Origin of the sequence: Methanoculleus sp. DTU007, assembly GCF_001512385.1 — an archaeon.
Taxonomy (GTDB): Archaea; Halobacteriota; Methanomicrobia; order Methanomicrobiales; family Methanoculleaceae; genus Methanoculleus; species Methanoculleus thermophilus.
This window is the reverse complement of sequence record NZ_LFRO01000076.1, coordinates 1-11,840: the sequence shown is the minus strand read 5'-3', so window position 1 is coordinate 11,840 and position 11,840 is coordinate 1. Positions and strand designations below refer to the sequence as shown.

The window sequence follows — 11,840 nt, the reverse complement described above, 5'->3', positions numbered from 1 at the left end:
CTATTCACCCATTCACCGGTTGCCCTATGACCGGGTCTTGATTGGAATTCGCAGTACACCTGCCGGGTGCTCGGCCGAGCGCCTGCTTTAGCCAGCCCGTTTGTGCGTACCGTAAGGTATGCATCGACGATCCCGCAGGTGGAGTGTTATCAAGCAAGGGGGGAAAGAATGACTAAATATACACATCTGGCACTATTGTGCACAGTTGTTGTTCTCGGACTGTTGATATCACCGGTTATGGCGATAGAGGCTGCGCCGGGGGAGCACATATATCGTGGCTTCGACAGAGCGCAGGACCGCCCGGATATCGACGGCGACAGAATCGTCTGGCAAGACGACCGGAACGGCAACAACGACATCTATCTTGGAACCGTAGGCGATTTCCGAAGATCGCTCGGCAGTTACACCGGCGAGAGGATAACGACTGATCCTGCCTCGCAGGCGATGCCGTCCATCTCGGGGAACTACATCGTCTGGCAGGATAGCCGGAACGGAAACTCGGATATCTATCTTTATGACATCTCCACTCGTGAAGAGAGACCGCTCACCAACGATTCCGGCTATCAGTGGCTGCCCATAGTCCGCGGAAACTACGCCGCCTGGTACGACAACAGTACCGGCAAGACAAACATCGTCCTCTACGACATCGGCGCCGGAGCCGTGAAGGCCGTCATCGAGGCCAACGCAAAGACGACGATTCCTTTCTCGACTGTGGGGACCGAATTCAGGCCAGCGCTCTCCGAGAGGTATCTCGCCTGGGTGAACGAATCTGACAGTGGGGAGCGACTCTGGTATTATGATATCGAGGCGGGATCGGTAGTTGGCCGGGTATCCACGACTGCCACGTCTCCCTTGTATCAGTCCTGGCCCTCGCTGTCCGGGAGCCTTATTGCCTGGGAGGACTACCGGCACGGGACTACGAACCCTGAGATCTATATGGCCGACCTCGACAATCCGGCAGCGACAGAGCGGCGGATCACCACTGCCCCAGGTTATCAGGTCTCGCCGACAATCAGCGAGCGTCTCATCGCCTGGGAGGACATGCGCGACGGGCCACGGGCCATATACATGTACGACCTCTCGAGTGATGGGGAAGAGATGATCGCTTTTGAACCAGCAGGCCCCGATGACGAGCAACTCTACCCTGTTGCCAGCGGCAATACGATCGTCTGGCAGAGGGGCCAGAGTCCTAACTCGAACCTTTACATGTTTGTCTACGAGCCCAAAGCACCGACCGAACCGGTATTGACGACCATCAACGTTACTCCCAAGACTATCACTCTGAACGTTAACGACACCATAACCTTCAACGCAACCGCTCTCGACCAGAATGGCCAGCCCATGACCGTCAGCGAGATCAACTGGACAAGCAGCAACGAGACCGTCGGAACCATCGATACAAGTGGTGTCTTCACCGCTCTTGCAGTGGGCACAACAGAGATCACGGCGACATCCGGCAACGTCTCCGGCACGGCAAACGTCACGGTCAGTGAGGATGCGCCGACCGAACCGGTCGCAACAAGCATTACGATCAGCCCGTCCACCGTTACACTCGCCATCAATGAGACTGAGAGATTCAATGCAACCGTCCTTGACCAGCGTGGCCGTGAGATGANNTGGACGTCCAGCAACACGACCGTAGGGAGCATTGACGCCGATGGCATCTTCACCGCTCTTGCCGCGGGAACGACGAACGTCACCGCATCGGCAGGAAACATATCCGCAGAAGCAACCGTCACCGTCAACGACAGCGAGGTAGAGCCCATCGCAACAGAGATCAGGATCACGCCGCCGCGTGCCACCCTCGCGGTCAACGATACTCAGAGATTCATGGCGACCATCTTCGATCAGGACGGCCAGCCCATGTCCGTCAGCGAGATCAACTGGACTAGCAGCAACGAGACAGTCGGGAGCATTGACACGAACGGCATCTTCACCGCTCTTGCCGCGGGAACGACGAACGTCACGGCATCGGCAGGAAACATATCCGCAGAAGCAACCATCACCGTCAACGCTGATGAACCGGTGCTTGCAAGGCTTGTGATCCAGCCGTCCGCAGTCACCCTGAATGTCGGCGACGACCTGCTCTTTGAGGTCAGCGGATTTGACCGGTCCGGTAACGTCGTCTCCGACGTTGCGGTCACCTGGGCAAGCAGCGACGAGACCGTCGGAACCATCGATGAGTTTGGCACCTTCATTGCTCTTGCCGTGGGAACGACGAACGTCACCGTGACGGCAGACAATGTATCCGGGACTGCTACCGTCACCGTCAATGATGGAGAAGAAGAACCGATCGCAACGACCCTCGCCATCACACCGGCGGCAATCACCCTGAACGTCAACGACACCGCAGTCTTTGCTGCGAACGCTCTCGACCAGAACGGCCGCCCCATAACTGTCGGCAGTATCAACTGGACAAGTAGCGACGAGACCGTCGGGACCATCGATGCGGGAGGCATCTTCACCGCTCGTGCCGCAGGAAGGACGACCATCACAGCATCAGGCCAAAACATCACCGGAACGGTGGATGTGAGGGTCACCAATGAATCCTCCGGGGTCGTGGTCACCCCATCGGAGATCACCGTCTATGCGGGTGACACCAGGCGATTCACCGCGATTCCATACGATTCGGAGGGCAGCGTAGTGTCTGGGGAGGTGACCTGGTCATCCGATGACCCGAGCGTTGGTGAGATTGGATCCGACGGGGTCTTTTCGGCACTCCGGGAAGGTACCACTACCATCACCGCGTCGGTTGAGGGGCTCAACGAGACCGGGGCCGCAACGGTAACCGTTCTCCCGGCGCCCATGGCGCTTACGCAGATCACGGTCAGCCCGTCCGGTTTCACCATCGCCGCGAACAACACCCTGGCACTCACTGTGAGGGATGAGAGCGGCAGCGTCATACCTGCCGGTAATCTCACCTGGGAGAGCAGTGACGATGCCGTCGGGACAGTCAACGAGTCCGGCACCTTCACGGCTCTCAAAGAGGGCACCGTGACCCTGACCGCATCAACGGGAGGTGCCTCGGGCTCGATCCAGGTGACCGTTGAGCCCTCGTTCTCCATCCCGACCAGAATCGAGCTTGAGCCCCCGACGGCAACGGTGAAGCCTGGAGATATCCAGGAGTTCACTGCTAAGGTCTTTGACCAGCACGAGAATGAGATTGACTGGGTCCGGATTGACTGGGCTTCATCAGACATGGATAAAGGCTCCATCGACCGTGCCGGGCTCTTTGCCGCGTTCGCGGAGGGAACCGTGGACGTGATCGCATCAGCGGGAAGCGCGATCGAGATGGCGACAGTCACTATCACGACCAGCGCCGGGCCCGAACCAACTCCCACCCCCGGAGGCGGTGGCGGAGGTGGCGGGGGCGACAGTGGTGACAGCCGTCCCACCTTCTATGCAGGAGTACGAGAGAATCTGAGAGCCGGGGAGACGTTCACCTTTATGAATATCCCCATCTCATCGGTCAGCAGTGTCGCCGTCACGGCAGCCGAGACTATCCCGAGGATGATGGTGACCGTAAAGGAGACCTCTCAGCCTTCTGCGGCGAGACCTCCCGCCGGTGACGTCTACGAGTACTTCGAGATCAATCTCAACTGGGTGAACCCGCAACGCATCAGCAACGCAACGGTGGTCTTCACCGTCCCCGGCGCTTGGCTCGATGAGCATGACGCGACCGCAGAGGATGTCAGGCTCATGCGCTACGTCGACAACACCTGGCAGAGCCTGGAGACCACAGTCATCGGAAATGAAGGGCGCAATTACCACTTCCGGGCAATCATACCGGGGTTCTCCACCTTTGCCATCACTGCAGCATCGGCGAGCGTAACGCCCATCGGGGAGACCAATGCAACAGTCGGAGGTGAGACCAACGCAACTGCTGGAGAGGAGTTAGACGTCACGCCCACCGAGATCGTGACCGAGGGTGCGACGACAGAGCCAACCACCGTTTCGGTGGAGGCACAGGTAACACCGCTCATCTACGCGCCACTCCTCGCTCCGCTGGCATTCCTCCTCTGGGCGAGGCGGAGACACTAATTCTCCCTTTTTTTTACCGCACCAATCCTGAAGAAACCAAAATAGCAGATATCTAGATGGAGGAAGATCCCCGGCTACTCACCCGATAGGTGCCGGCTCACTCCTGGAATGGATCTTCGCCTTTCCTCTGAAACGCATCCCGGAAATTACGGCTGTTGATGCATCCAGAAAGACCCGTCCCGGGACATGCGAATGCACTAGGACGCACACTGCCGCCCGATAGCACCAATTCCACCCTTAGGTGTATAGGCGAGTCATCAGTTTCAGAGAGAGCAGTGTATACAAGAGGCTCAAATCTCAATCTGAAATTTAAAAACGGGGAAGTCCATCCCCTCTTCTACAATCCTTTCGCAAACTCATCAATACCCGGTCTGGCCGCCTGCTTCCGCGTCCGTCGCGCCGGGTAATGTCTCCATGGTGGTTGAAGTAACTTCAGTCGCCATATCCGTCGGGGTCTCCTCGGTCTCCATATCTGTAGGGGTTGCCACTGTCTCCGTATCTATCGGGGTCTCGGTCTCGATCGGCTGCATGCCGTCTCCACTCGGCGAGACGCACCCTGCAATCAGTATGCCGGCGCCCACGATGAGAAGCACCGCCAGAAGGACTAGGTTCGGCCTCATGAGAGGTGGGGTCGTGGCATACATGATATTTATAATTTACTTGGGCGCACCGAAGATAGAGAGCCCAATGCCTGCGTTCGCACCTTCACCCGCTCCGGCTCTCTTCTGCAACGATGCGCCCACCCGGACGACCAGGGTTTCATACTGCGAGCAAGACGGAAATCCCGGTCCCCGTTACCGCACACAGGGTCCCCACCAAACCCGTGAAGAGAAAGAGGTAAGAAAGACGGGTTTGTCCCGTCTTTCCCTCACTCCACAATGAAGTCGCCATTCATCGAGGGGTGGACATCGCACTGGAAATAGTAGGTTCCCGGCTCGGATGGCGCCGTGAAGTTGTAGGTGATCTGGGCAGGTCCGGTGATGACCTCACCCACAAATATCTCCTCGGATCGAAGGGGACTGTCGTAGATAGCGACGTTGTGAGGTATACCCCCGTCCTGATTGTCAAAGACCATCGTTACGTTCGCCCCCGCCGGCACCGTGATGGTCTCCGTGTCGAAGGCGAGGTTATCGGCAGAGATGTTCACCATCATCTCGGCCTCGGGGGTTGTCGGGGTCACGTTCTCCGTTGGCGTCTGAGTGACGTTGACCGTCAGCGCCGGGGTGACATTCACTGTTGGCGTCACGTTCACCGTCGGAGTCGGGGTGACGTTCATTGTTGGCATCGGGGTCATGTTCACTGGCGCTGCCGGAGTGACATTCACCGTCGGAGTCGGGGTCATGTTCACTGGCGCTGCCGGAGTGACGTTCACCGTCGGAGTCGGGGTCACGTTGGCCATACCACCCGGACGGAGTGCTATGACCTGGGCCATCTCACCGACACCGCAGGGCCAGACGATGGTGTCTCCTGCAACCGCAGGCCAGGCGTTGATGCCTGCAGGTGCAGTGAAGTTCCAGACCTCTTCGCCGGTCACCGCGTCAAACGCGTAGATCGTCCCGTTGAACGTTCCCGTAAAGACCAGGTCATTGACGACCGTTGCGCCGCCGACGTTGATGGAGTCAAGTTTCCTGTCCCAGAGGACCTTGCCGCTATTGGCCTCAATAGCCACAAGCCCGCCCGTACCTTCGGGAACCGGCTGGATCTCCGCCTGAGGTGCGCCCTCAACACCAATGGAGAGCGAGCTTTCCGGCGTCCAGTTGGTGTAGAGGTCAACGTAGGGCACGTAGACCGTGCCGTTCGCGTAGGCCATCGGGGTCTCGACACCGCCGAGCGCTCCAGGGTAGACCGTGGTGTTGCCGGGCGGGAGGGCTGCAAGATGATCATTCTCGTGCCTGCCCACGACGGACACCCAGAGGATAGCGCCAGTGTCACGGTTGAAGGCGTAGACCCTGCCCATCTTTCCGCCGCTGATCACGATCTTCTGATCCTCTCCGCTGATGTTGGCATCGGCGAGGATCGGCGGCATCTGGAGGTCGTGGTCGAAGAGGTCGTGCGGGAGAACCTGCGTGAACCAGACCATATCCCCGGTTGCATGGTCGAGTGCCATCAGGGTGTTTGTGTAGAGGTTCGGGCCGGGACGACTTGCGCCGTTCGGGAATTCAGGTGTTCCCGCGAACGGCGCCGGGTTTGCTATCGACCAGTATGTAATGCCGGTCCCGGTGTCCACGGCCGGAGTGTACCAGGCTCCGCCGCCGCTGTTGACCTCAGGGTTGCCCCAGATGCTCGCCGGGTCGTCGACCGTGCTGAAGTTCCAGACAACCTCACCGGTCTCTTGGTCGAGAGCATAGAGGATCCCTACGGCGCCGCCCCGGTAGAAGACATCACCGCGTCCGGGGACCGTCGAGGTGAAGACGAGGTTGTTGTAGACCGTGGGCTGAATGTCGATACCCTCACCGATGATCTCCCCGGCAAGAGGCGTGGTGTTGATGAGCTGCATCACCCAGAGTTCCTCACCGCTCGATGCGTTCAACGCTGCGATGGAGAAGGGGTCGTTCGTCACGAAGACCTTACCCCACCCGACCGCCGGCCCGTTCGGCCCGGTCACGGTGGTGTTGTTGTAGATCTTCTCCCACGTCACCGAACCATCGGCGAGGTTTAAGGCGTAGGTGTTGGCGTGGAGATCCTGGAAGTAGACGGTGTCCCCCATGATGATGGGGTTGCTGCTTGCGCCGCCAAAGGTGCCGGTGGCGTTGATATCGAACGTCCAGGCGATTGCCAGATCGTTCACGTTCTCTTTGCTAATCGATACATCTGTCGTTGCCCGGGTATTCTCGTAATCTCTATTGGGTAGCGGCCAATCAGCCGCATACTGCACGATCTCCGGCGGGACTCCGTCCGCCGTCTGTGATCCTGCTGTCTCGTTGGTCATGTTAGTCGCGTTCTCCTCCTGGGCGACCGCCCCGGAGAAGAGCGTTAAACACCCTATCACAAGGGTGACGATCAGGAGTCTCAACAGTCTCTGCATACGGCGCAGGGATGATATGTGCGTGCTATATACTTTTCGCAAGAATGCCGTAATTTTGCCAGAATAAGCCCGTTTGACTGAATACCATATTACACAGGCCCAGTCATGCTGTGCTGGATCCGTAGAAGTGCGATTGATCGGATGCCTACCCGAACGCTGATCCGCTCCCGGAGCCGATAGATCTACACAGTACCGGTATCGAAGAGAAGAGGGGTAAGAAGAGCGAGCAGCCCAGCTCTTCACACCCGTTTGTTCCGATCACTCCACAATGAAGTCACCATTCATGGATGGATGGACATCACACTGGAAGTAGTAGGTTCCCGGCTCGGATGGCGCCGTGAAGTTGTAGGTGATCTCAGCAGGGCCGGTGATGATATCGCCCACGAAGATCTCTTCCGACCGGAGAGAACTGTCATAGATTGCAACGTTGTGGGGGACGCTGTCCATATTATTGAAGACCATCGTCACGTTCGCTCCCGCTGGCACCGTGATGGTCTCCGTATCGAACGCGATATCCTGTGCCGTGATGTTTACCGTCGTTGCATTTTCGGTCGCGTTCCCATCGACGGTGACGTTCACTGTTGCAAAGACGAGCGGAATGAGCGGCGTGTGGTCGTTGTTGACCAGTTGAACCGAGAAGTTGTGTTCGCCCGCCGTCACGTTCTCCCAGGTATGGGTGAGGTTCGTGGAGATGACGTAGCCGCCGGTCGGCGGGATGGCCGGTTCACTTGCATTCGTCGGTATCGGGGCGTCCAGGTAGTAGTGCAGGTGCCCTTCGCCCGGCACATTCGGCTGCCCGGTCGGCTCGACGAGCGTGAAGTTCGTGACGTTCACGCTCACCGTGACGTTTCCAGCAGGGATGCTGGCATTAACCTCCGGCGACGTGATGGTGACATTTGTCTCATTGGTCTCGCCCCCGGCCATGGTCGGGACCGGGGTCTGGTCGCCCCCATACTCCTGGGCAACCGCCCCGGAGAAGAGAGCCACGCACCCTATCATCAGGGTGACGATCAGGAGTCTCGCCAATCCAGTCATACGGGGGCAGGGGATGGAAACGAGTGTAATATACTTTTCGCAGGTGTGTACCATACACCAATATACATCGAGATCTTCGTGAATGTCCTGAAATACCGGCCAGGTTTTCGCGGGGGACAGTGTTATGTGAGGGGCCGCCGTATCCCCCCTCATGCTGCGTACAAAGAGGATCTATGAAGAACCCTCGGAGGACGACGGGACCCGGATCCTCGTCGACCGGCTCTGGCCGCGGGGTCTCTCGAAGGAGAAGGCAGTGGTCGACCGGTGGGAGAAAGACCTTGCACCGAGCAACGAACTGCGCCGATGGTTCGGGCACGACCCGGCAAAGTGGGAGGAGTTCCTCCGGCGCTACCGGGCCGAACTCGAGGAAAAAGAGGAGACGCTCGCCAAACTCCAGAGAGAGGCGGCTGAAGGGACCGTGACGCTTCTCTACGCCGCTAAAGACGAGGAGCATAACAACGCCGTGGCGCTGAAACGCTACCTTGAGGAGGGGTAAGCCGCGGTACCGACACATACTTATGGTTGTGGCGAGTGTCACTCACCATGACCATGGAGAGCGACAGGATATCCTACCACGACTCGGTGAGGACCGTCTATCAGCGGCTCAAAGCGGACGGCATGTCGAACGTCTGGGACCGCTACGAGGCTCAGGGTCTCGGGAACGACCCCGACCGGCGATGCGCCTTCTGCCGGGCAGGCGCTCGATGCGATTTCTGCTCGAACGGCCCCTGCCGGGCCGATGCCTCCCGGAACTGGCGCGGTGTCTGCGGGATCAACGCCGACGGCATGGCGATGCGGATGATGCTCCTCCGGAACGTCATGGGGGCATCGAATTACCACTTTCATGCGGCGCAGGCGGTGAGAACCCTCCGGGCGACCGCGGAAGGGAAGACCCCGTTCACGATCGCGGATTCCGGAAAACTTCGGACGTTTGCCGAACGGCTCGGGATTGACACGAGCGGGAGCGATGCCGAGGTCGCGCTCCGGCTCTGCGACTTCGTGGAGGAGGACTTCCACCGGTTCACCTACGAGCCGAGCCTGATTGTGGAGCGGCTCGCTCCGGAGGAGCGTAAAGAGGTCTGGAAGCGTCTCGGGCTATTCCCCGGCGGGATCTATGGGGAGACGATCGTCGATACCGCCTCGACCCTCACGAACGTCGACGGATGGTACGCGAGCCACGCCATGCGGGCGATGCGCCTCGGCGTCGCGATGGCCTACCAGAGTCAGATCGTGCTCGAGTACATCCAGGACATCCTCTACGGCGTCCCCCGCCCGCACCCCATGCGGGTCGACCTCGGGGTGCTCGACCCCGACTACGTCAACATCCTCCCGAACGGCCACGAACCCTTCCTCGGGTTCGCTCTCATCGACCTCGCCCGCACCGACGAGTGGCAGGAGAAAGCTCGGGCCGTGGGGGCGAAGGGGCTTAGGATCATCGCAAACATCGAGACCGGACAGGAGTTGATCCAGAGGAGAGAGATGGACGACGTCTTCTACGGCTATACGGGAAACTGGATCATGCAGGAGGCGGTGCTTGCCACCGGGGCGGTCGACGTCTTTGCTGCGGACATGAACTGCTCGCTCCCGCTCGACCCCCTCTACGCCGAGAAGTATCACTTCAAGCTGATCCCGGTCAGCGAAGTCGTCGTCTTTGAGGGCGGGACGGAGAGGCTCGAGTACGTCCCCGAGAAGGCAAAAGAACAGGCGGCAGCGCTCCTCCAGATGGGGATCGAGAACTTCCGGGAGCGGCGCGAGAAGGTAAGGCCGATCCCGGGTCTTCCCGTGCGGGAGGCGGTGGTCGGGTTCTCCACAGAGAGCATCGTCGAGGCGCTCGGGGGGAGTCTTGACCCGTTGCTTAGTGCCATCAAGGATGGGACCATCCGGGGCGTCGTCGGGCTCGTCTCCTGCACCACGCTGCGCGATTACGGGCAGGACGTCCATACCGTCGCGGTCGCGGAGAACCTGATCGCGCGCGATATCCTGGTCCTCGGGATGGGCTGCGGCGTGGCCGGGCTCCAGGTCGCCGGGCTCTGCTCACCGGAGGCGAAGGAGAAGGCCGGGCCGGGGCTGAAGAGACTCTGCTCAGCGCTCGGTGTACCGCCGGTGCTCGGGTTTGGGACCTGCACCGACACCGGTAGGTGCGCCGACCTCCTTCTCGCGGTCTCCAAAGCCCTCGGCGGCGTGCCCCTCCCCGACCTCCCGGTCGCCGTCGCAGCTCCAGAGTACATGGAGCAGAAGGCGACGATCGACGCCCTGTTTGCGCTCGCGCTCGGTCTCTACACCTACGTCAATCCGGTCCCGACCGTGACCGGGGGGCCGGACCTCGTCAAACTCCTCACGCAAGACCTCCCCGGCATCACCGGCGGGGTGCTCCACGTCGAGACGGATGCGGTGGAGGCAGCGGAGGGGATCCTCGCACACATCGAGGCGAAGCGGGAGAAGCTGGGAATATAGGCGATAATAACCCTCTTTTTCGACCGTCCCCGGTAGATGATCATGCAGGCGCGGTCATAAGTATCGAGCCACTCACCAGGATCGGGCGCAATGGGTCTTCTTGAAGATATTCCCAAAAAAGAAGTTGCAAAAGGATTGTGGGGCATGGAGGGAAGCGTTCCCAAGCGGTTTTCGGATTCCATATCTCTCGGACGGGAGAAGGATCCAATGGGGTGGCCCTGCGACATATCGGCAGTATATGGCAAACTCGCTGATTTAACTGTTCCAGACTGACGGCCGCAAGGCCGCAGGCGGCGCAACCCGAGGATCGTCTGGTTCCAGAAGGGGTCATTTGTCTTTGTTACCATGGCAACTACACCAGAATTAAACACCCCCATGCCCCACCTTCATTGGAGAATAGTAGTGAGACCATGCGGCTGAGAAGAATCCTTGAACGCTTCCGACGGTTCATCGGCCGGGACGCCCGCGATGCACCCGGGGCCGGTTCTCGCGATGCCTGCTCCTTCATCATCGACCCCTTCACTGATAACTGGGAGGAAGACGAGAAGAACGGGCAGTCGGTATCGGTCTCGACCATCAGGAAGGCCTGCCAGCGGATGGGAGAGGCAACAACGAAGAGAGACCTCCTAGGTGTGATCGCTTGCGAAGTGGGGATCTTCGACCTGCACGACCTTGAGGTGATGAACGCCCGGTTCAAACGAAAGGTCGCTGACCTCCCCGAGAACTACCGCGACCGCCTTCTTGAAAGCGTCCGCGAGGAGATCTTCGGGGCGCACCACCGCCTGATCCTCCTCTCCCGGAACGGCGGCGGTCCCGAGCTGGACGCCCCACCGAACCCGGCGCTTCGTGCCTACTGCGCCATGGTGGCGGAGGCCTGCGCCGAGAAGGCGCGGGAGAAAGACCCCAGGTACCTTTACCTGAAGTACCTCCTCTCCGCATTCACCATGTTCGTCATGGAAGAGCCCGCCCACCCGGTCGGCACACCGTTCCCCGGCGGGCAGATCGTCGACGAGTGGGAGGGGACCTATCTCTGTCCGGTCAGGGATAAGGCCAATGATGTGGCTTTCGCACTCTGCCCCTACTGCCCGGCGGTCCAGAGCAAGGAGCCGACCTACCCGGAGATGCGGGCCCGCCGTTATGAGCGGAGGAAACGGGAATGTCTCGCAAACTACTGGACGAACTATAAAGGCTGAAAGTACCGATCACCAAACCCCACAGCGATGCACGGAAGATCTACGACACCGAGCACTCGGCGGCGGTGGGGATAACGCTTGCGCCCGGAGAA

At 59.7% G+C, this 11,840-nt stretch carries 8 protein-coding genes; 5 read left to right on the top strand and 3 right to left on the bottom strand.

Going from position 1 to position 11,840, the window contains the following annotated elements; all coding sequences use genetic code 11:
* Window positions 1–237: 237 nt before the first annotated feature.
* Window positions 238–4,041 carry an Ig-like domain-containing protein gene (locus tag ACI94_RS08330; RefSeq protein WP_286681297.1) on the top strand — a complete coding sequence of 1,268 codons (3,804 nt, stop codon included), beginning with the start codon at window positions 238–240 and terminating at the stop codon, window positions 4,039–4,041.
* A gap of 359 nt (window positions 4,042–4,400) precedes the next feature.
* Here ACI94_RS08330 and ACI94_RS08325 read toward each other — a convergent pair whose 3' ends face one another.
* The 3 genes from ACI94_RS08325 to ACI94_RS08315 all read right to left on the bottom strand — a co-directional run bounded on the left by ACI94_RS08325 (window position 4,401) and on the right by ACI94_RS08315 (window position 8,101).
* Window positions 4,401–4,661 carry a hypothetical protein gene (locus tag ACI94_RS08325; RefSeq protein ID WP_066953934.1) on the bottom strand — a complete coding sequence of 87 codons (261 nt, stop codon included), beginning with the start codon at window positions 4,659–4,661 and terminating at the stop codon, window positions 4,401–4,403.
* Between the two features lie 248 nt (window positions 4,662–4,909).
* Window positions 4,910–7,066: a PQQ-binding-like beta-propeller repeat protein gene (locus ACI94_RS08320; RefSeq protein WP_286681296.1), complete on the bottom strand. Its 2,157-nt coding sequence runs from the start codon at window positions 7,064–7,066 to the stop codon at window positions 4,910–4,912.
* Window positions 7,067–7,324: 258 nt separating this feature from the next.
* Complete coding sequence (locus ACI94_RS08315) at window positions 7,325–8,101, bottom strand: cupredoxin domain-containing protein (RefSeq protein ID WP_224732759.1); 777 nt, start codon at window positions 8,099–8,101, stop codon at window positions 7,325–7,327.
* A 151-nt stretch (window positions 8,102–8,252) separates the two neighbouring features.
* Here ACI94_RS08315 and ACI94_RS08310 point away from each other — a divergent pair, with 151 nt between their 5' ends.
* The 4 genes from ACI94_RS08310 (at window position 8,253) to ACI94_RS08295 (ending at window position 11,748) form a co-directional block, all read left to right on the top strand.
* Entirely contained in the window at window positions 8,253–8,597 is a 345-nt protein-coding gene (locus tag ACI94_RS08310; RefSeq protein ID WP_066953925.1) for a DUF488 domain-containing protein, read from the top strand.
* 47 nt (window positions 8,598–8,644) lie between these two features.
* The gene (cooS, locus tag ACI94_RS08305) at window positions 8,645–10,555 is read left to right on the top strand and encodes an anaerobic carbon-monoxide dehydrogenase catalytic subunit (RefSeq protein ID WP_273259286.1); all 1,911 of its coding nucleotides are present in this window, start codon (window positions 8,645–8,647) and stop codon (window positions 10,553–10,555) included.
* A 90-nt stretch (window positions 10,556–10,645) separates the two neighbouring features.
* A complete protein-coding gene (locus ACI94_RS08300; RefSeq protein ID WP_150468702.1) occupies window positions 10,646–10,828 on the top strand; it encodes a hypothetical protein in 183 nt (60 codons plus the stop codon).
* 137 nt (window positions 10,829–10,965) lie between these two features.
* Window positions 10,966–11,748, top strand: coding sequence for a DUF2115 domain-containing protein (locus ACI94_RS08295; protein ID WP_224732760.1), 783 nt, complete (start codon window positions 10,966–10,968; stop codon window positions 11,746–11,748).
* Window positions 11,749–11,840: the final 92 nt, after the last annotated feature.